The organism is Proteiniphilum sp. X52, assembly GCF_003712195.1.
In the GTDB taxonomy this organism is placed as follows: Bacteria; Bacteroidota; Bacteroidia; order Bacteroidales; family Dysgonomonadaceae; genus Proteiniphilum.
Genome location: NZ_RDSD01000016.1, coordinates 51,430 through 77,097, shown reverse-complemented (window position 1 = coordinate 77,097; position 25,668 = coordinate 51,430). Strand labels below are relative to the sequence as shown.

Genomic DNA, 25,668 nt, shown 5'->3' with positions numbered 1-25,668 from the left:
TAATAATTCGCATGCCAATGAATAATTATAGAAAGTTCCATATGACCTTGGTGTGAAATGAAAATCCAAATCCATCAAAAAATTGCTAAAAAACAATGGATGAAAAAATTCAAAACAACTTCTTAGTCATTTGGGTTTTTGATGTGCAAAATTAATGAAAACCGGGTGAAACCCAAACTTGCTTGAGCTTTTCCCGGGCACATCTTATTTTCCGCAAATATAAAAATATTTTTGTTATAACTGTCGCTGTTTTATATAAAAACTGATAGCTTCTCATTGTTTTATGACAGGGTTGTTTCTGAATTTTTAATTATTCGATACATTTTCTCCTTCGTTTTGTTTGTTGAAAAGAAAAAAGTAGTACTTTTGCATTCATTATCGATCTGATATTTTATCGTATCGATCTTAAAGAAACATACAATGATTGGTTCCGTTTTTGCATTTGGTTTCTGGTTTTACTTTTACTTTAGTAGGTAAAGGCAGGATTTTATATGCAGAATGAGAATAATTTAAAAGTCATATCAGAATAAATAAAGTCCTGTCGATTACACGATGGGACTTTTTTTTTTACATCTAAAAAACAGATCAGATGAAACGAGTAGCCATTCAGGGAGGGGAGGGTTCATTCCACGAGATCGCGGCCCGCGCATATTTCAAGGGTGAAGAACTGGAAATTGTCCCATGCGGCACTTTTCGCGATATTTTCGTGGAAACGAAAAAAGATCCCGATTTGATCGGTGTGATGGCAATAGAGAATACCATTGCGGGAAGCTTGTTGCAAAACCACGACCTGTTGAAAATGAGTGATGTGCGGATCGCGGGTGAACATAAACTGCGTATATCCCATTCATTGGTGGTGCTTCCCGGCAGGCCTCTGGGAGAGATCAAAGAAGTGATGTCGCACCCTATCGCCTTGATGCAATGTGAAGCATTTCTCGATACTTTACCGGATGTGAAGATTGTAGAGCACGAGGACACGGCGCTGGCCGCACGCGATATCCGTGAACGGCAAATGGGCTCGACAGCCGCTATCTGCAGCACGTTGGCGGCTGAAAAGTATGGCTTGGAAATAGTTGCATCCGGAATCGAAACAAATAAAAGGAACTTTACCCGGTTCCTTATTCTGGCGCAGGGTGAGATGTTACAGGAGGTGCAAAAGGATAACCATATCAATAAGTCGTCGCTGGTTTTTGTGCTGCCTCATAATGAAGGAAGCCTCTCCCAGGTACTCTCGGTATTGTCGTTCTATAATATCAATCTTACACGTATCCAGTCGCTGCCCATTATCGGAAGAGAATGGGAATACCAGTTCTATATTGATCTCACCTTCACCGATTATAATCGCTACCGGCAATCGATAGATGCTATCTTGCCGCTGATCAGCGGGTTGAAGGTTCTGGGAGAATATAGGGAGGAGAAACATGGGTTTAGTGAAGAATGAAGAATGAAGAATGAAGAATGAAGAGTGAAGAATGAAGAATGAAGAGGGAGGTGAAGAGCCGAAAGGGGAAGATTGGGGAGAAAACGTTGACGTGACGATAAATTGACAGGTGATTTGTAATTGATAATTAGTAATTTATAGCGATATGATAGAACCAGCCGAACATATTAAATCGATTTCGGAGTATTATTTTTCGGTGAAGTTGGCGGAAGTGGCCCGCCTGAATGCCGAAGGGAAAGATGTGATTAACCTGGGAGTGGGAGCTCCCGACCGGATGCCGTCGGAAGAGACCATCCGGACCCTTTGTGAAGCCGCACAACGTCCCGACACACATGCTTATCAGCCTTATACGGGTATTCCGGAACTCAGGAGAGCATTTGCCCAATGGTATGAGAGGATTTACCGGGTGGAGTTGGCAGAGGATGAAGTGCTACCGTTGATTGGTTCGAAAGAGGGCGTACTGCATATTTCGATGGCTTTTCTCAATTTTGGTGATAGTGTCCTGGTGCCTGACCCCGGATACCCCACCTACAGCTCGGTGTCGAATTTATTGCGAGCAAACGTAATACCCTACGATCTGCTGGAGGACAATAACTGGGAGCCCGATTTCGAGGCGCTGGAGAAGATGGATCTGTCAAATGTGAAACTGATGTGGGTCAATTATCCCAATATGCCTACCGGTGCAAACGCATCAGTAGGGTTATTCGAAAGATTAGTGGATTTCGGTAAAAGACATAATATCATTATCTGTCATGATAATCCTTACAGTTTTATCCTGAACGACAATCCGATGAGTATCTTGTCAGTATCAGGCGCTAAGAGTATCTGCATTGAATTGAACTCATTGAGTAAATCGCATAATATGTCGGGCTGGCGTATGGGGATGTTGGCGTCCAACCCGCAATTTGTAAAATGGGTGCTCAAGGCAAAAAGCAACATTGACAGCGGACAGTTCAAGCCGATGCAGTTGGCGGCTATTGCCGCGTTGTCGAATCCGGACGAGTGGCATGCCGAAATGAATAAGATCTACGCGGCACGGCGCCTCTGGGCGGAGAAGATCATGGATAGGTTCCAATGCAGTTACGACAAACGCCAGGTAGGCCTTTTCGTATGGGGTAAACTTCCCGGTGATGCGCCCGATAGCAAAACATTTGTCGATGACCTGCTCTACAATGCGCGCGTATTTATCACGCCGGGAGCCATCTTTGGAAACAACGGAGACCGGTTTGTCCGGATCTCGCTTGGCTCGTCGGCGGAAAAACTGGAGGAAGCGTACCAAAGAATCCGGTTAATGTGACTAATGTGACTAATGTGACTAATGTGACTAATGTGACTAATGTGACTAATGAGACTAATTTGCCAATGAGACTAATGTAATTAATGGACTTATCCACTTCACACTTCTCAGTTCCAAGTTCTCAGTTCTCAGTTCTCAGTTCCAAGTTCTCAGTTCCAAGTTCTCAGTTCTAAGTTCTGAGTTCCAAGTTCTAAATTCTCAGTTCTCAGTCCCAAGTTCTCAGTTCTAATTTCTAATTCAAAAACAACAAAAACAATATGGAATTTGAATCAATCTTATTACCGGGTATAGATGACAAGAGACCGCTTGTGATTGCCGGCCCTTGCAGCGCGGAAACGGAAGAGCAGGTGATCAGTACTGCCCGGCAACTGGCAGATGCCGGAGTGAAAATATTCAGGGCAGGGGTGTGGAAGCCCCGGACCAAACCCGGTGGTTTTGAAGGAATAGGTAGTCCCGCGCTCAAATGGATGATGGAAGCCGAAAAAGAGACCGGTATGTACATGGCTACTGAGGTGGCTACTGAAAAGCATGTCTATGAAGCCCTGAAATATGGGATCGATATGCTCTGGATCGGGGCTCGGACTGCGGCAAATCCTTTTGCGGTGCAGGAGATTGCCGACACACTCAAAGGAGTAGATATCCCGATACTGATAAAAAACCCTGTCAATCCCGATCTGGAGTTGTGGATCGGCGCTTTGGAACGGTTATACAACGCGGGGATAAGGAAATTGGGAGTGATCCACCGCGGATTCAGCACACCCGACAAAACCATCTATCGTAATCTGCCGCAATGGCATATCCCTATTGAGCTGAAACGGCGTTTTCCCACATTGCCCATTATCTGTGATCCAAGTCACATCGGGGGAGACCGCAACCTGATCTCGAAATTGAGTCAACAGGCGATGGATCTCAATTATTCGGGGTTGATCATAGAATCCCACTGTTCGCCTGACGAGGCATGGAGCGATAAGGCGCAACAGATCACGCCCGCGACCCTTAAGGATATTCTCGATAACCTTATTATACGCGATACGGTGCAGACTACGGAAGATCTTTCCGACTTGCGCGAGCAGATCGATGAACTGGACAATGAGCTGTTGCAGCTGCTGGCTAAACGGATGCGGGTGTCCAGAGAGATCGGGCAGTATAAACTGGAACATGACATGCCTATCCTGCAAACCCACCGGTATGACCAGATACTGACAGATCGGGCCGGACAGGGTGAAAGGATGGAGATGTCGGGCGATTTCATCAAACAGGTGCTGGAGGCCATTCACTCGGAATCGGTGCGTCAGCAGATGGTGATCATGGAGAGAGCGAAAAAGACTCAATGATTCATGAATGGGCTAATATGCCAATGTGAATAATGTGCCAATGTGAATAATGTAGGGAGATGGTGAGACGAGGAGACTAATTCCAACATCCTACATCAAATATCCCAAATCCCAAATTGGAAATCATATGAAACGAGCATGATAATCATTATCACCCAAGATCATGACTAAAGCGAGTTCCATATGACACCATTGAAAATAAATATTTTTAGTCATATGAAAATATTAATCCTGGGAGCCGGCAAGATGGGATCGTTCTTTGCCGATGTGCTTAGTTTCGACCATGACGTGGCTGTATTGGATTGTGATCCCCGGAAGTTGCGTTTTATTTATAACACGCGGCGGATGACCGATGCGCGGGAGGTCAAGGATTTTGCCCCGGAACTGGTGATCAATGCTGCCACGCTCAAATATACCATCGCGGCATTTCACAACGTATTGCCTTATCTTCCGGAGACATGCATCCTGAGCGATATTGCTTCGGTGAAAACCGGGTTGGAGGAGTTCTACAGGGAGCGTACCCGCCCGTATGTTTCCACCCATCCCATGTTCGGCCCCACTTTTGCCAGCCTTAACGATCTGAGTAGAGAGAGCGCTATCATCATTTCGGAGTCGTCACATATGGGAAAGGTGTTTTTCAGGGATTTGTACCACCGACTCAAGCTCAATGTGTTTGAATATTCGTTCCGGGAACATGACGAGACCATTGCCTACTCGCTCTCTATACCCTTTGCTTCGACATTGGTGTTTGCCTCCGTGATGAAACATCAGGATGCGCCGGGCACGACCTTTAAAAAGCATATGAATATCGCGCAGGGATTACTCTCGGAGGATGATTACCTCCTGACGGAAATCCTTTTTAACCCACATACATCGGAACAATTGGAGAATATCAGGAGGAAGCTGCGTGAGTTGCTCGATATTATCGGAGAGAAAGACTCCGAAAAAATGAAAGCTTTTTTGACCGGCGTAAGGAAAAATATTGAGTGATGGCAGCTTGTGGAAGAACCATGAGGGGATATTCTCACCACTGGTCACTTACTCAACATATATCCTTATAATCTTGGCGTCGGTTTTGGGACGGCTGTTACCGTCGACACTCAGCGCGGCGATCTTATCGATGACCTCAAGTCCTTCGGTCACCTCCCCGAAAACGGTATACTCTCCATCGAGGCTGTCAATGCCGCCGAGAGTGGTGTATGCCTCTTTCAACTCTTCAGGGAGAAAGAATTTCCCCGGAGCTATGGCATAGAGAGAATCCACCACGTTTAAAAGTGAGTCTAACAGCCCATTGAATCCCCTCGCGTCATTCGCTTTTTTCAGTTTGTCCAGCTCCTGTTTGTGCGGTGCATAATGGGTGCGGATAATTTGGTTCCTGATAGGCACATTTACAGCCATCTCCATTGTGTCGAGCCGCCCCTGTGTATAGACTTTTCCTTGTACGATGTAGAATTGGGAAGCATCTGATTTTTTCTGCGGATTATCATTATCTCCTCTTCTTGGAGCTGCGAGCGCCCCTTTTTTATGGAACCTGTTTTTGCGGAATTCAGGCATCAATTCCATGTCGGTACGTCCGCCGCCAATCTGTGCGCCTGCGGGGGCATTACGCGAATCCTGCGCTCCTCCCTGTATTACGAAATCCTTTACTACCCTGTGAAAGAGGGTGCCATCGAAATAACCTTTCTTTACCAGTTTCAGATAATGGTTGCTATGCACGGGCGTATCATCATACAATATTGCTTTCATTGTACCCCGATTGGTCTCAATGACAATGGTCGGATAATTTGTCTGCGCGTTGGCTTGCCATGCCGTGGCGATGAAAATGAAAATAAGTATCTTCCGTATCATATCATTTAGATTTACTGATTGGCTGATTTGTTGATTGGCTGATTGTTATTGACAATCGGTATATCGTCGAATTATCACGTCAACCCGTCAATTCGGCGCTCTCTTATACAGATAGAGTGCGATGCCGGCAAAAATAATGTTTGGAATCCAGGCGGCAATAAACGGGCTCATTCCCCCTTTCACGGCAAAAGTGGAACTCACAGTCATGAAAAGGATGTAGGCCATGCTGAGTGTCAGTCCGATACCAATGTTGAGACCCATCCCGCCTTTTACTTTCCTCGCGGAGATGGCCGCACCGATGATGGTAAGGATAAATGCCGAGAATACGGAGGCTATCCGCGAGTGATGTTCTATCTGGAATGCCTGTATATTTCCCAATCCCCGTTCCTTCTGACTTCGGATGTGGCGGCGTAGTTGGGGTGAAGTCATCATCTGCTGGTCTGAATTGGCAATGATGAAATCGTTAGGGACAATCTGCAAGGTGGTGTCTATGGATGTACCCTTGGTGATGATCTCCTTCAATCCTTCGAAGCGTCTGATCTGGTAATTGTGGATCGTCCAGTGATAGGCAGAGTCGTACCGGATCGATTGCGCGGTGAGCCTCGATGTTAATTGGAGGCTGTCGAAATGATCCATGGAGAAGTTATATCCTGTATTGCTGGTCATGTCAAAATTCCCGAAGTAAACAATGGTTTGCGGTCCCACTCTGAACTGAATGTCGCGGTCGCCCGTTACCTTGTTCCGGGGATTCACGTAAGTCACTTCGAATTCAATACGGGTGGCATTCGCCGGAGGTATCAGGTAACTCCCGAAGATGAATGAAAAGAGGGCGATCACTGAAGCCGATACCATATAGGGCTTCATCATCCTTTTAAAACCGATGCCGTTCGAAAGGATGGCGATGATTTCAGAATTGCCCGCCATCTTGGAGGTGAAAAAGATGACGGCAAGGAAAACGAACAGGGGGCTGAACAGGTTGGCGTAATAGGGGACGAAGTTCACATAGTAATCGAAGATAATTCCTTGCAAGGTCGCGTTGTTGGTCATGAATTTATCGATCTTCTCATTGATGTCGAATACCACCGCGATAGAGAGGATCAGCGCGATCATAAAAACATAAGTGCCCAGGAACTTTTTGATGATGTACCTGTCCAGGCGTTTTAACCTCAGAAAATCACTCTTTTTTTTCATAATCGTCTGGTCACGTTTTCCAGCATCATCGGCTTCCACTCCGAGAAGTCACCGGCAATGATATGTTTTCTTGCCTCCTGTGCCAGCCATATATAAAAAGCCAGATTGTGGATGGATGCGATCTGCAATCCCAATATCTCGTTGACATTGATGAGATGTCGCAGATAGGCTTTGCTGTACAGGGTATCTACAAAGGAGGCCCCATCATCTTCGATCGGCGAAAAGTCGTTTTTCCACCGCTCGTTGCGCATGTTCATCACGCCCTGTTTCGTGAAGATCTGTCCGTTACGTCCGTTCCGGGTGGGCATGATGCAGTCGAACATATCCACGCCCCGTTCAATCGCCTCGAGGATATTCTCGGGCTTGCCCACGCCCATCAGGTAACGCGGCTTGTCCTTCGGCAGAATTTCGTTGACCAGCTCCACCATCTCGTACATCTTTTCGGTAGGTTCGCCCACGGCCAGCCCACCAATCGCGTTCCCGTCCGCTTCTTTGGCCGCCACATTTTCAGCGGCACGGCGGCGGAGATCGGGATAAACACATCCCTGCACGATAGGAAAAAGGGTTTGACGGTGCCCGTAGGGACATTCTGTCTCGCCGAAACGGGCTAGACAGCGGTCGAGCCATCGTTCCGTAAGGTCGAGCGATTTTTTCGCGTAATCGTAATCGGCATCTCCCGGGGTACATTCATCGAACGCCATGATGATATCGGCGCCGATGATTCGTTGGATATCAATCACCTTTTCCGGTGTGAAAAAATGTCTCGAGCCATCTATATGTGATTGGAATTCCGCGCCTTCTTCACTGAGCTTCCGGTTTTCCGTCAGTGAGAAAACCTGAAATCCGCCACTGTCGGTCAGCATCGGCTTGTTCCAACTGTTGAAGCGGTGTAGACCTCCCGCCTGTTGCAGGGTGTCGAGCCCCGGTCTCAGGTAGAGATGATAGGTGTTGCCCAGAATGATTTGCGCTCCTATGTCCTGTTTCAACTCGGTGACATGCACTGCTTTCACGCTCCCAATGGTGCCTACCGGCATGAACACCGGTGTTTCCACCTCTCCGTGGTCGGTAGAAAGGATGCCTGCCCGGGCATTCGATTTGGGATCAGTATGTAATAGTCGGAAATCCAATATGATCTGCTCTAACTGCGTTTTGAGGGCAAAGATAAATCTTTTGCCTTTACAAACAGTAGGGTCGCTGTTTAAAAATAGTTAGGAGTCCGTTTGGGAGGAAGCAGGGAGAGGGTAAAAGGCAAAGGAAAAAACATATGAAATGTCGATAATTGGGTAATACCCGAATAAAATCGTATTTTTGTTCTCTGGATAACATTTTAAAAAACACTTTTCGTTATGCGGCAGGTAGAATGCATTTATTTATCTGTCTGATGTGACGGAAGAAATAAGTTAAAGGATATGGATGACAAACCCGAATTAATGGTAAGAAAGCCCGATTGGCTCAAAATATCGCTTCCCCAAGGGAAGCAATACCTGGATGTAAGAGAAATTATCGCGAGGAAAGGACTGCATACAATCTGTGTAAGCGGGAAATGTCCCAACTTGTCGGAATGTTGGGGCAGGGGAACAGCTTCTTTTATGATATTGGGAGATGTCTGTACCCGTGCTTGCCGGTTCTGTTCGGTGAAAACGGGGAGTCCGCAAGGGATCGTGGATTGGAACGAACCGGATCGTCTGGCCGAGAGTATTGAGAAGATGAAGCTGAAGCACTGTGTGATTACCAGTGTGGACAGGGATGATCTGCCCGATCTTGGCGCCGGATTCTGGGCCACCACTATCAAGCGTGTCAAGGAGAGGAATCCTGAGGTGACGATTGAGACCCTGATTCCCGATTTTAATGGTATTGAAGAGCTTATCTATAAAGTGATAGAAGCAGGCCCCGAGATTATATCGCACAATATGGAAACCGTAAGGCGGTTGACTCCCAAGGTGCGCAGCCGTGCCAAATATGATGTAAGCCTCAAGACGATTGAGACTATCGCAAAGAGTGGGAAGGCAAAACCCAAGTCGGGTATCATGGTCGGCCTTGGAGAAACTGAAGAGGAAATATTGGAAACGATGGACGACCTGATCAGTGTGGGATGTCAGGTGCTCACGGTCGGCCAGTATCTCCAACCTACCAGGAAACATCTGACGGTGAAAGAATTTGTGACGCCGGAACAGTTCCGCAAATACAAGATCATAGGCCTGGAAAAAGGATTCAAGTTCGTGGAAAGTGGACCATTGGTGCGTTCTTCCTACCATGCGGAGAGACATGTTTGATTCTTGGCTCTTGACTCTTGGCTCTTGACTCTTGTGTCTAAAAAATATATGAGTAGAAAAGTGATTTTTGAAAACCTCGGACGCATCCGTTATCAGGAAGCATGGGATTACCAGGAAAAGCTGTTCGAATCGGTAGTCCGGGAGAAATCGGAAAAGAAAGAGGGGAAAGAACAGTACCTCCTTTTTTGCGAACATGAGCATGTGTATACCCTTGGTAAGCATGGCGACAAACAAAACCTGCTTATCGCCCACCACGTTTGTGAAAGCAAGCATATCGACCTGCATACGATCGACCGGGGAGGGGATATCACCTATCACGGGCCGGGGCAGTTGGTCGTATATCCGATCATCGACCTGGAATCGTTCGGGATGGGAATAAAAAGTTATATATCCGCACTTGAGGACGCGGTGATAGATACCCTGGCGTCTTACGGCATGAAGGGAGAGAAAGATGAGAAGGCAATGGGGGTATGGATTGATGTGGCCGACCCGCCCAAAGCGAGGAAGATCTGTGCCATCGGTGTGCGGGCAAGCCGTTTCGTGACGATGCATGGCCTGGCCCTCAACGCCAATACCGACCTTTCCTATTTTAATTATATCAATCCCTGCGGGTTCAGGGACCGCGGTGTGACCTCTATACAAAAGGAACTCGGTCATGAGGTCGACTTTCAAGAGGTCTGCCATCGGATGAAGGAAGCCTTTGTCAATCGCTTCGGAATGGAGTTATCCTACAGACTTAAACATTTTTAACCCCCAAACTGTAAGAAACCTCTTTAACATTTCTAATTTTGTAGTTCAAAAAAATCCCGGCTTTTCGGTGAACAGGGAAAATAGAGGAGCGGAGGCGACTCAAAACGCCTACCTTTTGTGAAACATCAATAATAAAAAATATGAGCCAAGTTGTCGATATTAAGGAGCTAAACGAGAGAATAGAGCAAAAGAGCAGTTTCGTCCAGACACTCGTCACCGGCATGAATCAGGTGATCGTGGGTCAGAGACACTTAGTGGAGTCGCTGCTGATCGGATTATTATCAGACGGGCATATCCTGTTGGAAGGGGTGCCCGGGTTGGCAAAAACACTGGCTATCAAAACGCTGGCTCAACTCATCGATGCGAATTACAGCCGGATACAGTTTACTCCCGACCTGTTGCCTGCCGACGTGATCGGAACCATGATCTATAGCCAACGCAATGAGGAGTTCCAGGTGAAGCACGGCCCCGTCTTCGCCAATTTCGTGTTGGCCGATGAGATAAACCGTGCCCCCGCCAAAGTGCAAAGCGCGTTGCTTGAAGCCATGCAGGAACGCCATGTCACCATTGGCGAGCAGACCTATCCATTGCCTAATCCTTTCCTGGTGATGGCCACCCAGAATCCTATCGAACAGGAGGGAACCTATCCGCTACCCGAAGCACAGGTAGACCGTTTTATGCTGAAGGTGATCATTTCTTACCCTTCGAAAGAGGAGGAGAAGCAGATCATCCGGCAGAATATTTTCGAGCCGGTGGCCATCGATAAGGCGGTCATCTCCACTGAAGCCATCTTGGAGGCGCGGAAAGTGGTGAGAGAAGTCTATATCGATGAAAAGATCAGTAAGTATATTGTGGATATTGTGTTCGCGTCGCGTTTCCCCGACCAATTCGGCATGGCGAACCTGAAAGAGATGATCGGGTTTGGGGCGTCACCCCGCGCTTCCATCAACCTGGCATTGGCGGCCCGCGCTTTCGCGTTTATCAAACGCCGCGGCTATGTGATCCCTGAAGATATCCGTGCCGTGTGCCATGATGTGCTTCGCCATCGTATCGGTCTCACCTATGAGGCGGAAGCCAATAATATGACCTCCGAGGAGATTGTCAGCGAAATTCTGAACAGGGTAGAGGTGCCCTAAAGAATAAAGGCAGGAGACTAAATGGAGACGACCGACCTACTTAAAAAAGTACGACATATAGAGATCAAGGCGCGGGGCCTTTCGCGGAATATCTTCGCCGGAGAGTACCATTCCGCCTTCAAGGGGCGTGGTATGGCCTTCTCTGAGGTTCGGGAGTACCAGTACGGGGACGATATGCGTGATATCGACTGGAATGTGACGGCCCGCTATAACCGACCCTATATCAAAATATTTGAAGAAGAACGGGAGTTGACCGTGATGCTGCTGATCGATGTGTCGGAAAGTCTTGGCTTTGGCTCACAATCACTCTTGAAACGTGATATTGTGGCGGAAATCGCGGCAACACTGGCATTCTCTGCCATACAGAACAATGATAAGATTGGAGTGATTTTCTTCACCGACAAGGTGGAGAAATTTATCCCTCCCAAAAAAGGAAGAAAACATATCCTTTATATTATTCGTGAAATCCTGGGCTTTAAACCTGAAGGGAATGGTACAGACCTGAACGTGACCCTGCGCTACATGACCAACGCTATCAAGAAGCGGTGTACGGCTTTCCTGATATCGGACTTCATTGATGCGGGCGATTATAAACAAGCGCTTCGGATTGCAGCCAGGAAGCATGATGTGGCGGCTATCCAGGTGTACGACAAACTCAGTACCGAATTGCAACCGGTCGGCCTGATGAAAGTCAGGGATCCCGAAACGGGCCAAGAGCGATGGATCAACACATCCTCAAAAAAGGTAAGGGACCGCTACCGTTCCTGGTGGAACGACTTGCAGATGGCGATGAACAACGCTTTCCGCCAGAGTGGCGTGGACAGTGTGTCGGTCTCTACCGAAAGCGATTATGTGAAATTGTTACTGCAACTATTTAAACAAAGAAAGTAACGTTGATACGGAAAAAATTACATATCATCCCGATCCGTAGAGCAGCCGCGGTTGCCCTATGCCTTATATCCATCACTTCCCTTGTCGCGCAAAAGGCTACGGTACAGGCCACAGTGCAGCCTACTGAAATTATGATCGGCGAACAGGCGTTGATCAACCTTAAAGTAATTACCCCAAAAGACAAAGTCATCCATTTCCCGGTGTATGAAAAAGAGATTGTGCCCGGTATTGAAGTAATTACCATGCTGCCTCCCGACACCACCGTCGAGAACAACGTGATGACACTCAACTTCAAGTATGTGGTCACTTCATTTGATTCTACCTTGTACCATATTCCCCACATTCCTTTTTTCGACGGAACGGACACCATTTACTCCAACTCATTCGGATTAAAGGTCACTTCTCCGGAACTCTCCGATTCCACCTTGGCTTATCTTGAAAAAATCAACAAGGGTGAGACCGATTCTATCGATTTCAGGCAATTGCAACTTAACGATATAAAATCGGTACGGAAAGCTCCTTTCGTATGGACAGATTATCTTTGGATACTTTGGATTCTATTGGGAGTGTTACTGGTACTTGGTCTGATTGGTTTTATCATCTACCTTGTATTGAAGAAAAAGAAGAAAGGTTATTTCTTTAAACCGCCGGAAGTGCTGCCGGCACATGTGCGCGCGCTCAATGAACTGGATAAGCTCAAGGCCGAGAAAATATGGCAACAGGGCAGGGAGAAAGATTTTTACACCAGGTTGACCGATGTTCTCCGCATCTATATCTATGAACGCGAGGGAATCAATGCGATGGAGATGACCTCGGGAGAGATACTGAATGAGATCCGGAAAACGACGGATGTGGAATCGGCATATGAGAACCTAAAGCAGATATTATCGACTTCCGACCTGGTGAAATTTGCAAAATACAAACCCTACCCTGATGAAAACGATTTGAGCCTGGTAAATGCTTATTTCTTTGTGAACCAGACCCGGGAACCCGATCCTGTTGTGAGAGAAGAAGAGCCCGAAAGGGAACGGGAGACGGGAAGAATGGGAGATGGGAAGAGTCCGGAGAATAGTAATAAAAAAAGTAAGTGAGAATGGAATTTCTGCATCCTGAATACCTATATCTGTTGCTGCTGATTATCCCGCTGATGGTGTGGTATGTGCTGCGCCTGTCGAAGACACAGGCTTCATTCAAATTGGCCTCAACAAGCGCTTTTGGCGGAATGAAATCGGATCTCAGGGTCTATATGCGGCACCTTCCGTTTGCCTTGCGGCTGATCTCCATTGCACTGGTCATCGTGGTGATCGCCCGTCCCCAATCGGTTAACCGTTGGGAAGAGACCGAGACACAAGGTATAGATATTGTGATGGCGCTCGATGTGTCGGGATCCATGCTTGCGCAGGATTTGCAGCCCGATCGCTTGCAGGCGGCAAAGAAGGTGGCGGCTGAATTTATTACCGACCGCCCCAATGACAATATAGGATTGGTGATCTTTGCCGGCGAGAGTTTTACGCAATGCCCGCTTACCACCGACCATAAAGTATTATTGAACCTGCTCAACGAGATAGAGTTCGGAATGATAGAGGATGGCACGGCCATCGGACTGGGGTTGGCTACTTCGGTGAACAGGCTGAAAGATAGCGGATCGGAGTCGCGGGTGGTGATCCTGCTTACCGATGGCACCAATAACAGTGGCCAGATCGCTCCGCTTACCGCTGCCGACCTGGCGCGCTCCTATGGTATCCGCGTCTACACAGTGGGTGTGGGAACCAAAGGGATGGCGCCCACCCCTATGAATACGCCCTACGGGATCAGGATGCAGAACATGCGGGTGGACATCGACGAGAAGACACTGACTGAAATTGCCGCGATGACCGGCGGGCAATATTTCCGCGCGCAGGATACCGAAGGGCTCCGTCAGGTATATGATGAGATCGACGAGATGGAGAAGTACCTGATCAGTGTGCAGAATGTGACGCGGCGTAAGGAATTATTCCTCCCCTTCGCGCTGGCTGCCTTGGGATTGATACTCTTGGAGTTGTTGTTGCGAAGGACGTGGCTGAGGAGCGTGCCATAAGAAAGTGAACAATGAAAAGTGAATAGTGGATAGAGGATAGTGAGAAGAGGCTTTGCCGAACGGGAATGGATTCCCCGAAGCGGAACAATTGATTGGTAATAGTGGGATACAATATAAAAATAGGAAATGTTTAGATTCGGAAATCCGGAATATTTGTGGTTGTTCTTCGCCATGCCCCTGTTGCTGGCGGTGTACATCTATCTGAACATCAGGAAACGCAAGGATGTCCAAAAATTGGGCAATCTCTCCACGCTGAAGATGATGATGCCCGAACTATCCCTGAAACGTTCCTACCTGAAATTCTGGTTGATCTTTGCGGCATTATGTGCCGGCATATTTATGATTGCCCGTCCTCAATTCGGCACAAAGGTGGAAACAGTTGAAAAAGAGGGGATTGAATTGGTGATTGCCATTGACGTGTCCAATTCGATGTTGGCTGAAGACGTGTCACCGAATCGACTCGCGCGGGCTAAGCAGATCCTGTCGAGACTGATCGACCTGCGCAGGAATGATAAGGTGGCACTGATCGTGTTCGCCGGGGAGGCGTATGTGCAAATGCCCCTGACATCGGATACCCAGTCGGCGAAAATTTTCCTCAACACCATCGATCCGAGCTTGGTTCCCATACAGGGCACTGCCATCGGACAGGCAATCAGCCTCGGCATGAGCTGCTTCTCCGGTGACCAGGAGATGAGTAAGGCGATGGTGATCATAACCGATGGTGAAGATCATGGGGGAAGTGCCGTCGATATTGCCGCGGAAGCGGCAAAAGCAGGAGTGATGATTAATCTGGTCGGGATCGGTTCCCCGGAGGGTTCGCCCATACCCGCCACTGAATATGGAAGCAATTTCATGACCGATGCGGAAGGCAATGTGGTGGTCTCCCGCCTGAATGAACAGATAGCGATGGAGATAGCTCAGAGTGGAGGGGGATTTTATGTCCGTGCCGATAACTCGAACAGTGCTATCCGGGCGTTGGAAACACAACTCGATGAGTTGCAGACAGGCAAGACTACCAGCCTCACCTATTCGGAGTATGACGAGAAATTTTCGTTACTCGCATGGATACTGTTGGTGATCCTGTTGCTGGAAATAGTTGTATATGACAAGAAAAATCCACTGTTCAGGAATGTGAGGGTGTTTGAATAAAGTGGTAAAGTGGTAAAGTTGAAAAATCAAATGAAAGTATCCATTAAAAGATATCTCCTGTGTTTCTTGGCGGGGATGATCCTGCCTGTAGCTGTCTCCGCGCAAAAAGATGTCCGGAAGAACATCCGCAAGGGGAATAAGGAGTACCGGCAGGAAAAATTCTCCGACGCGGCCAGGTTCTACGAAAATGCGGTAGAAGAAAATGCTGCCTCCAAAGAAGCGAATTTTAACCTGGGGAATGCCCTTTACCGGCAAAAAGAGTGGGACCAGGCCATTGAAAAATATAATCACTATATTTCACTCGAACAGGAGAAACCGTTGGAAGCCTCCGCCGCGTGGCACAATATAGGGAACGCGATGCTGCAAAAGAAAGAGTTGCAAGGCTCGATAGAGGCCTATAAAATGGCGTTACGGTTAAATCCCGGGGATGATGAAGCCCGATACAACCTGGCGGTAGTGCAGAAAATGATTCAGGACCAGGAGGATCAGGGCGGAGGGAACCAGGATCAGCAGGAGGATCAGCAGGAGCAACAACAAGAACAGCAACAGCAGGAACAGCCGCGGCAGAATGAACAGGATAGGGAACAACGCGCGGAACAACCCGAACAGCCGGAGCAGATGTCAAGTGACAATGCCCGACAATTGCTCCAGGCAATCGAACAGGATGAGCGGGAAACCCAGGAGAAGGTTCAACAGATAAGGGCTAAGGAAAGAGAGGAGCGTGCTGAAAATAACAGAAGGAACAATAAAAACTGGTGAAAAATAATTGATGAATGTGCGAATATGCCAATGAGTCGATAGAGTGAAGAGTGAAGAATGAAGAGTGAAGAATGAAGAATGAAGAATGAAAAACGGAGAATGAAAAATGAAATAAGCCCTATGAAGCGTATCTATATATTTTTTCTTCTTTTCGCTGTGTTACTTACCGGTGGCGGCAAGGCATTCGGACAGGTGACGTTCAAGGCTTCCGCGCCGGCGGCGGTGGTTGAGGGGGAACAGTTCAGGCTGAGTTTCATCTTGACGAATGAAGTGGGGAAGGATCTGCGCGTACCCGATCTTCCCGATTTCGACATTCTATTTGGCCCTACCACAACCACCAGCTCCAGCCAGCAGATAATAAACGGAAAAACCACTTCCCACAGTTCCGTCACCTATACTTATATCCTGATGGCGAAAAAAACGGGGAAATTCACCATTCCCCCCGCATTGATCAAGGTAGGAGGGAGTAATTACGAATCCAATTCCCTGCAAATAGAAGTGCTTCCTCCCGATGAGTCATCGTCGCGGAGCTCTTCCGCGGGTGGAAGTCGCGGCGAGGAACGCTCCTCCGGCAAGGGGACGGCCACCGTTTCGGCTGATGAGGCCTTTATCAGGGCCATTGTTTCCAAGAACGATCCCTATGAACAGGAGGGGTTTACCGTTACATTCCGACTTTATACCACATTGAACGTGGTCAATTTCGGAAAGATACAGTTCCCCGAATTCGAGGGTTTTATGGTGGAAGAGGTTGAACTCCCGTCGAACCAGCAATTACAGTTGGAGAGATTCAATGGAAGGAATTATTTCACGGCGGATCTTCGCAAGACATTGCTGTTCCCTCAACGCTCGGGACAGATATCCATTCCCCGCGGGAGCCTGGAGATGGTCTTTTCAGTCCCCTCGGGGAGGAGAGTCTCCACCTTCTTCGGTACCCAGGAGGTGATGGTGGATGTGAAAAAAGAGTTGGTTACAAATCCTTTATCGATCAACGTGAAACCTCTTCCGGCAAACCGCCCTCCCAGTTACGCCAATGCGGTAGGTGCCTTCACATTGAAATCCGGCATCAATTCCACAGAAGTAAAGGCCAATGAAGCGATCACCGTGACATTGGAAATATCGGGTACAGGAAATATGAAACTGATCCGGAATCCCGAAATAGACTTTCCAAGCAATTTCGAGGTATATGACCCTACGGTCACGAACTCATTGAATGTGACTACGAACGGGTTGACCGGGATCAGAAAGATAGAATATATGGCTATCCCGCGCTATGAAGGATCCTATACTATCCCGGCCGTGGAATTCACCTATTTTGATCCGACCAAGAACAGGTATGAAACACTGTCCATGCCCGAGCAGAAGTTGCGGATAGCGAAAGGGGATCCGGGCAGCAGCGCGGTAAGCACCTTTGTAAACCGCCAGGATGTGAGGGTAGAGCAGGATATCCGTTTCCTGAAGACAGGTGAGCCGGCTTATCTTTCCACAACCGCCTTTTTTGTGGGCTCGTTGAACTACTGGTTGTGGTATTTGATCCCGCTAATTCTATTGATTGTGTTATACATAATTAACCAGAAGCAGGCGCGGGAAAATGCCAATGTAGCGTTGATGCGTACCCGGAAAGCGAATAAGACGGCTATCAAGCGGTTAAAAACAGCAAACAGATATCTCAAAGAGCAGGATAAGGAGCACTTCTATGATGAAGTACTCCGTGCTATCTGGGGATATTTCAGCGATAAGCTTTCCATACCGTTGGCACGCCTTTCAAGAAACAATATCGAAGAAGAACTCTCGCGAAAAGGTATCAGTGAAGAGTTGGCAGGCAGGTTTATTGAAATCCTGAACACCTGCGAATTTGCGCGATATGCCCCTGCCGAAAGCAATGCTGAAATGGATCGGATTTATAACGACACGATGAAGGCGATCGAAGAGATGGAAAACAGGCTGCGGAAAGCGGGAAAATGATGTGATAATTTGATGGCTTGATGATGTGATGACGGGTTGATGCGGTTATGATCAGCTAATCTGGAAATCAGTTAATTTGCAAATCGAAGAGATATAATATGATACGGGATATATTCAATTTCATTCGCCGTTTTCCACATTCGGCTTCCTTGGCGGCTCACCACCATCCAAACAAGTTTGGGTCGTGGGTTTCAGCTTGGCGCCAGTTGTCCTGTCCTTACTTAACGAAAACGTTGATTTTCACACTGATCCTTTGTGGTGGTGCGGAGGTGGCTATGGGACAGGAGATGGTGGGTGATACTCTCCCGCGGACAGCCAATACGGCAGCGGCAACCCCTTCGGCAGCGGTATCGGACGATGCGCGGGAGGCCGCCGCCCAGGCGTACCGTGCCCAGGACTATAAGGAAAGTATAACGCTTTATGAGGAACTTATTGCCCAGGAAATGGCTGAAGACAGGGTGTCGGCGCAACTCTATTATAACCTTGGGAACGCCTATTTCCGCGATAATCAACTGGGAAAAGCGATCCTCTGTTACGAGAGGGCATTGCTTCTTGATCCCGGTGATGGTGATATCCGCCATAACCTCCGGTTTGCCCGGAACCGCACCGTAGATCGTATCGACACGGCTGCCGATCTCTTTCTTGAAAACTGGTTCAGAGGTGTGAGGAATCTGTTTAGCTCCAATCAATGGGCTGTCACAGGTATTATATTTTTCATCTTGTTTCTGGTTTGTGCGGCCGTGTATCTTTTTATTCGCCTGCTTTGGGCGAGGAAAACCGCCTTTTATGCAGGTATCGCGCTGTTCCTGTTGATGATTGCGGCAAATATCTTTGCTTTTAGTCAGAAGAGGGAACGTACCCGCGGGGATGCCGCTATTGTGATGGCGGGGGCGGCCACAGTCAATACCTCGCCCGATACCGGCAGTAATCAACTTTTTGAATTGCATGAAGGAACCAAGGTGAAGATCAGAAACAGGGATGGCAACTGGTTCGAAATTCAGATTCCCGATGGCAGCGTAGGCTGGATACAGCAACAGGATGTGGAAGTCATTTAAATCCAACTTCTTATTTCTAATTTCTTAGTTCTAAATAAATATGAGAGAATTTGTGGAGAGTCTACTCCCTTTGGAGCGCGATCTCTTTTTTGCCATGAATGGCAGCGACTCGCTGTTTTTGGATAATGTGATGTGGACAATCAGTGGTCGGTTTATCTGGATCCCGCTGTTCCTTTTTATCCTTTTTCTCTTTTTTCACCGCGCGCGCCGGAACGAGGCAATTCTTGTCACCCTTTTTTTCATTCTTTTGTTTGTGGCGACAGATCAGATATCGTCCTCGTTTTTTAAACCCTTTTTTGAGCGTTTTCGTCCTACCCATCATCCCGATTTCAGGGATATGGTGGATATTATGAATGGCTATAGAGGCGGTAGATACGGCTTTATTTCCGGACATGCCACCAACAGTTTCGGGCTGGCCGTGTTCCTCTCATTGGTATTCCGGAACCGCTTGGTCACACTCAGCACATTGCTATGGGCCATGATCAACAGTTATACCCGGATCTACCTGGGAGTGCATTTTATTTCCGATATCCTGGCTGGAATGATTGTGGGTACCCTTCTGGCATTTCTCTTGTATGGCATTTACACGGCGTTGAGAAAAACCATTGTTCATCCTCCCTCATCCCGAAGACAGAGCGCTTATGGTAAGAAAGAGGGAACGATACTGGCCGCTTTTATCATTTTATATCTGGTCATGATTACTATTTTTAGCCCTTTTTTGGCAACTTTACCCCATTGAAGATGTTATAACAATAGAGACTGAAGATTTTCATAAAGATTTTCACACAAAAAATTGGGTTTCTCTGTTTTTTTGTGTATGTTTATGGCATAAATTGATTACCAAAATGTAGTATTAATATAAAAAATAAAAAGCCATGGCAAGAACAATCACTTTTAACGAGTTGAGAGAGCTGAAAGACAAACTCCCTGACGGTAGTATCCACCGGATAGCCGAGGAATTGGATATGAAACCCGAAACCGTGAGGAATTATTTTGGTGGGTACAATTACAAGGAAGGCGGAAGTGTGGGAATACATATTGAACCGGGCCCCAATGGCGGCATTGTGGTCCTTGATGATACTACGATCTTCGATAAGGCACTGAGTATTCTTGGCCTGAAGGATTATCCTGAGCCCAATCCGGTGCAAAACGAAGTGGAGCAATAACAAACACTGGCATTGGAGAAAACCGTTCCTTCAATGCCCCAAAAATGATAATTGTATGGGAAAGGATGAAAAAAACAGCAGTTCATACGACGAAAAGCTGGTTACCGTTGCCATCCATACGTATGAGAAAGCGCATATATTAAAATCGATCCTTGAGTCAGAGGGAATTCCGGCGGTCATACACGGTATAAAGCTGATCGATCCGGTAGTGCCAGGAAATGTCCGTGTACGCATCAATGAGAGTGATCTTCCCAGAGCACTCCAAATCATTGAAGAGGTGGATTTTACCTCAAACATGGAGGAGAAAGATCAGAATAAAACAAAGAAAGAGATTCTCATTCCGGTCGATTTTTCCGATTATTCCCTGGTTGCATGTGAATTCGGATTTCGTTTGGCACGTGATCTGGATTGTAAAGTAAAATTGCTCCATGCTTTCTTTACTCCTTTTTATCCGGCATCTGTTCCTTTTGGAGATACTTTTACCTTGCAGACGACAGATAAAGATCTGTTTCAGGATGTGAGAAACAGGACGGAAAGAGAGATGCAGAGTCTGGTGGAGAAGGTTGAGAACAGAATTGCTTCCGGATCAATACCGGAGGTGTCTTACCGGACCGCCCTGGTGGAAGGTCTGCCTGAGGAGGAGATTATCTCCTACTCTAAGAAGATGCGTCCCACTGCTATCGTGATGGGGACAAGAGGAAAAAATGCCAAGGAACTGGATCTTATTGGAAGTGTCACCGCTGAAGTGATGGAAGGATGTAAGACACCTGTTTTCGCTATTCCGGAAGGAGCCAAGATAAGGGGCCTTTCGGAAATGAAGACGATTGTTTTTCTTACCAACTTCCAAGAGCGTGAGTTTAAGGCGTTCGATATCATGATGAAGTTCCTGAGACCTTATCCGGTAAAAGTCTATCTGGCCCATATCGCCAAGAAGGAGGACGTGTGGAACGAAATCAAACTGTCAGGCGTACAGAAACGGTTTTCCGACCTCTATCCGCACCTTCAGATCGAATATAGGTTGATCGACCAGAACGAGGGATTGGAAGAGGCACTTGATAAGTTTGCAGAGGCACACAATGTTGACATGATATCCTTGTCGAGTTCGCGGCGTAATATTTTCGCGCGGATATTCAATCCCGGAATCGCAAGGCGGATGTTATTCCATTCCGATACACCATTATTGGTGATAAAGGGGATGTAAACTATACCCAAAAGGAAAAGGGTTCCTCGTGCGAGGAACCCTTTTCCTTTTGGGGAATTTATCTTATTAATCGTTTTATATCAGAGACCCAGTTTTGTTTTTACCTGCGGTGTAATATCCACGGCCGAAGGGGTAAAATAAACGATGGGTGATTGCATGGAGGAGATATCATAGACAAACGCGTATTTGTTTTCATCTCCTACAGCTTTAATAGCATCAAAAATCTTTCTATTTATGGGTTCAAGCAGTTTCTGTTGCAATTGATTCAACTCCTGCTGCCCATTCTGCATATAAGTCTGGTATCTCTCCTCCAACTGGATTATTTGTTTTTGCTGGTCTTGTTTTCCTGCTTCAGATACTGCCGGGCTCTTCTCAAACTCTTCCAGTTTCTTTGAGTATTCATCTTGCAATGCCTGGATATTTTTTCTGATCTCATCCTGCTTGCTAGAAAGTTGATTCTCAATGCCGGAAAGTTCGGGCATAGCTGCAAAAATCTCCTGCACATTTACTGTGGCGATTTTCACTTCTTGGGCCATGGCTGCCAATGGAGCCAAAGCAATACACAAAATCAATAATTTCTTTAACATGATTACTATTTCTATTTTTTAGTGGGTAATTCGATAAAAAATCGGCTACAAAGTTAATCTATTTTTTTTAATAACCTAACCTTGAGAGTACCTGATCACTGATATCAATGCTGGGAGAAGCAAAAATGATCGAAGTAGCGGAAGCCCTGTCTACCACGATAGTATAGCCCGATTCGGTGGAAACTGCCTTGACCGCTTCATAGATATCATCCTGTATGGGCTTGATCAGTTCTTCCTGCTTTTTGAATAACTCACCCTTAGGCCCGAAATATTTATTCCTGAGTTCCTGGATGGCATTCTCTTTTGCCACAATTTCGTTTTCCCGTTTGGTTTTTTCATTTCCTGCCAGGAACGCTAAATCAGCCTGATACTTTTTATACATTGCGTCGACAGTTTCCACCTCTTTGTCTACTTCTCTCTGCCACTGATTTGAGAATGACTCGAGTTGCTTGTTGGCGCTTTCATAGGCGGGAATCCTTTTCAGTATGTACTCCATATCTATCAGTGCGTACCTCTGCTGAGCATAGGTGCTCCCCACTGCCATCGCCATGAATATCCCTATTAAAAAAAGTGTTTTCTTCATATAATCTTATTTTTTGCCATATACGTTATACAAATCGGTTATTGGTTTTTATTCGTTTGCTTCGCTCTCATTGTTCAGCTACGCTCTATTTCCCGCGTTATCATCAAATAATTATGAATCCCAACTGAATTGCCACTGCATGTGAATAACTACCGAATATAATGACGCTCTGATAGGTGAAACGTTTACAGGTATCTTAATAAATTATGTTAAACATTGTCGGGTCAGTTTGAAATTCTCCCTGAACGACAAGTTTTTCAGTGACTTCACTCCTCCGTTTTTCAGATAGTGGATTAGAATTCCTGTCCGATAATAAAGTGGAATTGGCTGCCACCTCTCTCTCTTGTCCCACGGCCGTATACTGTGTCGAACCCATAAGCCCAGTCGATTCCCATCAATCCGATCATGGGTAGGAAGATACGTGCTCCCACACCCGCGGAACGTTTCAGATCGAAAGGATTGATATCTTTGACTTGCCACCACGCATTTCCCGCTTCGAGGAATGCCACTCCATAGATAGTGGAGTTGGGTTCCAGAATAAACGGATAGCGTAATTCCAGTCCAAGACGAGTATAGGCGCGGGCCTGCTGCGCGATCGAGTTGTTTTCATATCCGCGCAACGCTATGTTTTCGGTAGCGAAGGTAGTGGTATAACCCGTCATTCCGTCACCACCCACATCGAATGTTTCAAAAGGAGTCTGTTTATTTTTGTTGTAGTGCCCCAATACGCCGAACTCAGCCCTGGTTGCCATTACCGGTGTTCTTTTGACGGTCAATGGAGTCAGCGGCGTGAAAGTGCGTACTTTCAATTTCCATTTGTGATATTCGTTCCATCTGTATTTTGCCGGGTTGGTGTCAGCCATATCGGCGTAGTTGTTGCCATCCCACAACGAGAAAGGAGGGGTCGCGCTGACGCTTAAAGTGAATTGAGAGCCGACCCGTGTGTAGATAGGGCTGTCGGTAGAGATGCGCGAGAGTGTCAAGCCGAGTGTGACACTGTTGCTATTCCCTGTCTGGAAAGGAAAATAGTTATACCTCCAGTTTTTCAAACTGTAGAGTTGGTAGCCTAACTCCGCCATAAATTGAAAATAATCGTCGGGCCATGCGAGCCTTTTTCCGTATCCCATGGAAACTCCCACCATATTGAATACCTGATTGGGGTCGTAGCTGTACTCCATCGCATCCTGGTAATATCCACTACCATAGCCGCCATAACTTCCGTAACCGTAGTAGGGATATCCATACATATAGGGATTGTTGTAAAGGTTCTGGCTGTAATACCGCTCGTTCATCCCGGTCATTCTCGAATAGTAGGCGCTGAATGATAGGTTGTTGGGCCTTTTCCCGCCAAACCAGGGTTCAATAAACTGAAACTGGTAAGATTGATAATAGCGTCCGTTGGTCTGCGCGCTCAACACCAGTGTCTGTCCCTCTCCCTGGGGGATGATACCTCTGCGCATCGAGGGGTTCAACAGATTTTGCAGCGAGAAGTTATTCAGACGTAAGCTGAGTTTTCCTACCAGTCCTGTCACACCCCATCCGGCTGAAAATTCTACCTGGTCGTTCCCCTTTGATGTTAAGGGATAAGTAATATCCACGGTGCCGTCCTCAGGATTGGGATTGATCCCCCCCGAGATGTCGGCCGAGAGGGCTTCGGGATCGAAGTGTCCTGTCTGCGCGATCTCACGTACGGAACGAAGGAGGTCTTCTTTACTGAATACGGTACCCGGTTTTGTCCTCAGCTCACGACGGATGATATCTTCATAGAGGCGGTCGTTCCCCTGGATGATCACCCGCTTGATCGTGGCTTTGGGGCCTTCTACCACGCGGAGTTCGAGGTCTACCGAATCGTTTTCGATATTGATCTCCACCGGATCTATGCGGGAGAACAAATAACCGTTATTCTGGTAGAGGTTGACTGCCGCGTCTTCATCGGAGGTCAGCCTTTCCTGTAATTTCTTCTGGTTATAGACATCTCCTGAAGACATATTCAGCAGTTGTTCCAGTTGAGAAGAGGGATAATGAGTATTTCCCACCCAATTGATGGAGCGGATATGGTACAACGGCCCTTCTTCGAGTACAATATCTATGTTTACCGTTTTTTCGTCATGTTTGTAAACCGAGTCACTGATGATTTCCGCGTCACGGTACCCCTCTTCGTGATATTTCCAGATGAGGTTGTTCTTGTCTTCCTTATACAGGTCTTCCACAAATTTTTTGGAACGGAACAGGTTGATCAGCTTTCCCTTCTCGTTGGTTTTCTTCATTGCCCATTTCAATTTGCGGTCTGAAAGCGCTTCGTTCCCCGTGATATTGATTCTGTTTACCTTCAGCTTTTCCTTTTTATCGACCTCAATTTCCAATATTACCTGGTTTTTTTGTGCGGGATCAGGCCGCTGCATAATTCTCACTTCCGCGTCGCCGAACCCTTTTTCCGAGAAGAAACTTTTGATGATCATCTCCGCGCGGGATATCTGCGGTGGAGTGATCTGGTTCCCTTTGACAACACCTAATTTTTTCTCAATATCATCCTGTTCACCCTTCCTCATGCCGATATAGCGGATATCACTTACCCGCGGCCGGTCGGTCAGACGTATCTCCAGCCAGACGCTGTCACCCTCTACCCGGGTCTGTAATATTTTTATATCTGAAAAGAGCCCGTGCCGCCAGAATTTTTTGACGACATTGGATAGTTCATCACCGGGGATTTGTATCTGCTGTCCTTTCGCCAACCCCGAAAAACCCACGAGGGTAAACTTCTGCTCCTCATACATGGTGCCTTCCACACCCGTAACATCGATATCGGCTATGTAATATTTTTTTGGGGTGGCCGTATAGTTCACGGTGGGTGGACTCGGAGTAGACGAGGGAATGGTGTCATTGGATTGTGCCATTGACACAAACTGCGACAGCATGATAAATAACAGAAGTAAATAAGCTATTCTCTTCGACATTGTGATATTTTTCT

At 47.0% G+C, this 25,668-nt stretch carries 23 protein-coding genes; 17 read left to right on the top strand and 6 right to left on the bottom strand.

The features are described from left to right. The first annotated feature begins 589 nt into the window (after nt 1-589). The 4 genes from D7D25_RS12675 to D7D25_RS12660 all read left to right on the top strand — a co-directional run bounded on the left by D7D25_RS12675 (nt 590) and on the right by D7D25_RS12660 (nt 5,062). Nucleotides 590-1,441 (top strand): prephenate dehydratase, encoded by an 852-nt coding sequence (locus D7D25_RS12675; protein ID WP_122969323.1) that lies wholly within the window; start codon nt 590-592, stop codon nt 1,439-1,441. Between the two features lie 145 nt (nt 1,442-1,586). Beyond that, complete coding sequence (locus D7D25_RS12670) at nt 1,587-2,738, top strand: pyridoxal phosphate-dependent aminotransferase (protein WP_122969322.1); 1,152 nt, start codon at nt 1,587-1,589, stop codon at nt 2,736-2,738. A 257-nt stretch (nt 2,739-2,995) separates the two neighbouring features. Continuing rightward, nucleotides 2,996-4,072, top strand: a complete 1,077-nt coding sequence (locus tag D7D25_RS12665) for a bifunctional 3-deoxy-7-phosphoheptulonate synthase/chorismate mutase type II (protein WP_122969321.1) — start codon at nt 2,996-2,998, stop codon at nt 4,070-4,072. Between the two features lie 216 nt (nt 4,073-4,288). After that, a complete protein-coding gene (locus D7D25_RS12660) occupies nt 4,289-5,062 on the top strand; it encodes a prephenate dehydrogenase/arogenate dehydrogenase family protein (protein WP_122969320.1) in 774 nt (257 codons plus the stop codon). A gap of 48 nt (nt 5,063-5,110) precedes the next feature. Here D7D25_RS12660 and D7D25_RS12655 read toward each other — a convergent pair whose 3' ends face one another. The 3 genes from D7D25_RS12655 to tgt all read right to left on the bottom strand — a co-directional run bounded on the left by D7D25_RS12655 (nt 5,111) and on the right by tgt (nt 8,238). Further along, nucleotides 5,111-5,920: a peptidylprolyl isomerase gene (locus tag D7D25_RS12655; protein WP_122969319.1), complete on the bottom strand. Its 810-nt coding sequence runs from the start codon at nt 5,918-5,920 to the stop codon at nt 5,111-5,113. An 87-nt stretch (nt 5,921-6,007) separates the two neighbouring features. Further along, complete coding sequence (locus D7D25_RS12650; RefSeq protein ID WP_122969318.1) at nt 6,008-7,111, bottom strand: LptF/LptG family permease; 1,104 nt, start codon at nt 7,109-7,111, stop codon at nt 6,008-6,010. Then, entirely contained in the window at nt 7,108-8,238 is a 1,131-nt protein-coding gene (tgt, locus tag D7D25_RS12645; RefSeq protein WP_122969317.1) for a tRNA guanosine(34) transglycosylase Tgt, read from the bottom strand. The genes D7D25_RS12650 and tgt overlap by 4 nt, the downstream gene beginning before the upstream one ends. Before the next feature lie 282 nt (nt 8,239-8,520). On the opposite strand from tgt, the gene lipA reads away from it, so the two are divergent. The 13 genes from lipA to D7D25_RS12580 all read left to right on the top strand — a co-directional run bounded on the left by lipA (nt 8,521) and on the right by D7D25_RS12580 (nt 21,530). Further along, nucleotides 8,521-9,384 (top strand): lipoyl synthase, encoded by an 864-nt coding sequence (gene lipA / locus D7D25_RS12640; RefSeq protein WP_122969316.1) that lies wholly within the window; start codon nt 8,521-8,523, stop codon nt 9,382-9,384. 48 nt (nt 9,385-9,432) lie between these two features. After that, the gene (gene lipB / locus D7D25_RS12635; RefSeq protein ID WP_122969315.1) at nt 9,433-10,134 is read left to right on the top strand and encodes a lipoyl(octanoyl) transferase LipB; all 702 of its coding nucleotides are present in this window, start codon (nt 9,433-9,435) and stop codon (nt 10,132-10,134) included. Between the two features lie 140 nt (nt 10,135-10,274). Next, complete coding sequence (locus D7D25_RS12630; protein WP_122969314.1) at nt 10,275-11,270, top strand: MoxR family ATPase; 996 nt, start codon at nt 10,275-10,277, stop codon at nt 11,268-11,270. Nucleotides 11,271-11,291: 21 nt separating this feature from the next. Next, nucleotides 11,292-12,161, top strand: a complete 870-nt coding sequence (locus D7D25_RS12625) for a DUF58 domain-containing protein (RefSeq protein WP_122969313.1) — start codon at nt 11,292-11,294, stop codon at nt 12,159-12,161. 2 nt (nt 12,162-12,163) lie between these two features. After that, nucleotides 12,164-13,252 (top strand): hypothetical protein, encoded by a 1,089-nt coding sequence (locus D7D25_RS12620; RefSeq protein WP_185140259.1) that lies wholly within the window; start codon nt 12,164-12,166, stop codon nt 13,250-13,252. 2 nt (nt 13,253-13,254) lie between these two features. Further along, nucleotides 13,255-14,238, top strand: a complete 984-nt coding sequence (locus D7D25_RS12615; RefSeq protein WP_122969312.1) for a VWA domain-containing protein — start codon at nt 13,255-13,257, stop codon at nt 14,236-14,238. 126 nt (nt 14,239-14,364) lie between these two features. Further along, nucleotides 14,365-15,387, top strand: coding sequence for a VWA domain-containing protein (locus tag D7D25_RS12610; protein WP_122969311.1), 1,023 nt, complete (start codon nt 14,365-14,367; stop codon nt 15,385-15,387). Between the two features lie 30 nt (nt 15,388-15,417). Continuing rightward, nucleotides 15,418-16,146, top strand: a complete 729-nt coding sequence (locus D7D25_RS12605; RefSeq protein ID WP_255417295.1) for a tetratricopeptide repeat protein — start codon at nt 15,418-15,420, stop codon at nt 16,144-16,146. Nucleotides 16,147-16,266: 120 nt separating this feature from the next. Beyond that, nucleotides 16,267-18,108 carry a BatD family protein gene (locus D7D25_RS12600; protein WP_122969350.1) on the top strand — a complete coding sequence of 614 codons (1,842 nt, stop codon included), beginning with the start codon at nt 16,267-16,269 and terminating at the stop codon, nt 18,106-18,108. Nucleotides 18,109-18,206: 98 nt separating this feature from the next. Continuing rightward, a complete protein-coding gene (locus D7D25_RS12595; RefSeq protein WP_122969310.1) occupies nt 18,207-19,163 on the top strand; it encodes a tetratricopeptide repeat protein in 957 nt (318 codons plus the stop codon). Between the two features lie 40 nt (nt 19,164-19,203). After that, entirely contained in the window at nt 19,204-19,902 is a 699-nt protein-coding gene (locus D7D25_RS12590; protein WP_122969309.1) for a phosphatase PAP2 family protein, read from the top strand. A 136-nt stretch (nt 19,903-20,038) separates the two neighbouring features. Beyond that, the gene (locus tag D7D25_RS12585) at nt 20,039-20,329 is read left to right on the top strand and encodes a DNA-binding protein (protein ID WP_122969308.1); all 291 of its coding nucleotides are present in this window, start codon (nt 20,039-20,041) and stop codon (nt 20,327-20,329) included. Nucleotides 20,330-20,384: 55 nt separating this feature from the next. Then, nucleotides 20,385-21,530: a universal stress protein gene (locus tag D7D25_RS12580; RefSeq protein ID WP_122969307.1), complete on the top strand. Its 1,146-nt coding sequence runs from the start codon at nt 20,385-20,387 to the stop codon at nt 21,528-21,530. Between the two features lie 80 nt (nt 21,531-21,610). Here the strand turns inward: D7D25_RS12580 and D7D25_RS12575 are convergent, their stop codons facing one another. The 3 genes from D7D25_RS12575 to D7D25_RS12565 all read right to left on the bottom strand — a co-directional run bounded on the left by D7D25_RS12575 (nt 21,611) and on the right by D7D25_RS12565 (nt 25,654). Continuing rightward, nucleotides 21,611-22,117, bottom strand: coding sequence for an OmpH family outer membrane protein (locus D7D25_RS12575; protein ID WP_122969306.1), 507 nt, complete (start codon nt 22,115-22,117; stop codon nt 21,611-21,613). 67 nt (nt 22,118-22,184) lie between these two features. Then, a complete protein-coding gene (locus tag D7D25_RS12570; RefSeq protein WP_122969305.1) occupies nt 22,185-22,700 on the bottom strand; it encodes an OmpH family outer membrane protein in 516 nt (171 codons plus the stop codon). A gap of 293 nt (nt 22,701-22,993) precedes the next feature. Then, nucleotides 22,994-25,654, bottom strand: a complete 2,661-nt coding sequence (locus D7D25_RS12565) for an outer membrane protein assembly factor (RefSeq protein ID WP_122969304.1) — start codon at nt 25,652-25,654, stop codon at nt 22,994-22,996. Between the last annotated feature and the right edge of the window lie 14 nt (nt 25,655-25,668).

Coding starts and splice junctions, on each gene's coding strand:
- D7D25_RS12570 (WP_122969305.1), bottom strand. CDS start 22,700: ATGAAGAAAACACTTTTTTTAATAGGGATATTCATGGCGATGGCAGTG.
- D7D25_RS12605 (WP_255417295.1), top strand. CDS start 15,418: ATGAAAGTATCCATTAAAAGATATCTCCTGTGTTTCTTGGCGGGGATG.
- D7D25_RS12630 (WP_122969314.1), top strand. CDS start 10,275: ATGAGCCAAGTTGTCGATATTAAGGAGCTAAACGAGAGAATAGAGCAA.
- D7D25_RS12625 (WP_122969313.1), top strand. CDS start 11,292: ATGGAGACGACCGACCTACTTAAAAAAGTACGACATATAGAGATCAAG.
- D7D25_RS12660 (WP_122969320.1), top strand. CDS start 4,289: ATGAAAATATTAATCCTGGGAGCCGGCAAGATGGGATCGTTCTTTGCC.
- D7D25_RS12665 (WP_122969321.1), top strand. CDS start 2,996: ATGGAATTTGAATCAATCTTATTACCGGGTATAGATGACAAGAGACCG.
- D7D25_RS12615 (WP_122969312.1), top strand. CDS start 13,255: ATGGAATTTCTGCATCCTGAATACCTATATCTGTTGCTGCTGATTATC.
- D7D25_RS12595 (WP_122969310.1), top strand. CDS start 18,207: ATGATACGGGATATATTCAATTTCATTCGCCGTTTTCCACATTCGGCT.
- D7D25_RS12585 (WP_122969308.1), top strand. CDS start 20,039: ATGGCAAGAACAATCACTTTTAACGAGTTGAGAGAGCTGAAAGACAAA.
- D7D25_RS12590 (WP_122969309.1), top strand. CDS start 19,204: ATGAGAGAATTTGTGGAGAGTCTACTCCCTTTGGAGCGCGATCTCTTT.
- D7D25_RS12565 (WP_122969304.1), bottom strand. CDS start 25,654: ATGTCGAAGAGAATAGCTTATTTACTTCTGTTATTTATCATGCTGTCG.
- D7D25_RS12675 (WP_122969323.1), top strand. CDS start 590: ATGAAACGAGTAGCCATTCAGGGAGGGGAGGGTTCATTCCACGAGATC.
- D7D25_RS12580 (WP_122969307.1), top strand. CDS start 20,385: ATGGGAAAGGATGAAAAAAACAGCAGTTCATACGACGAAAAGCTGGTT.
- D7D25_RS12650 (WP_122969318.1), bottom strand. CDS start 7,111: ATGAAAAAAAAGAGTGATTTTCTGAGGTTAAAACGCCTGGACAGGTAC.
- D7D25_RS12670 (WP_122969322.1), top strand. CDS start 1,587: ATGATAGAACCAGCCGAACATATTAAATCGATTTCGGAGTATTATTTT.
- lipB (WP_122969315.1), top strand. CDS start 9,433: ATGAGTAGAAAAGTGATTTTTGAAAACCTCGGACGCATCCGTTATCAG.
- D7D25_RS12610 (WP_122969311.1), top strand. CDS start 14,365: ATGTTTAGATTCGGAAATCCGGAATATTTGTGGTTGTTCTTCGCCATG.
- D7D25_RS12655 (WP_122969319.1), bottom strand. CDS start 5,920: ATGATACGGAAGATACTTATTTTCATTTTCATCGCCACGGCATGGCAA.
- D7D25_RS12600 (WP_122969350.1), top strand. CDS start 16,267: ATGAAGCGTATCTATATATTTTTTCTTCTTTTCGCTGTGTTACTTACC.
- D7D25_RS12575 (WP_122969306.1), bottom strand. CDS start 22,117: ATGTTAAAGAAATTATTGATTTTGTGTATTGCTTTGGCTCCATTGGCA.
- lipA (WP_122969316.1), top strand. CDS start 8,521: ATGGATGACAAACCCGAATTAATGGTAAGAAAGCCCGATTGGCTCAAA.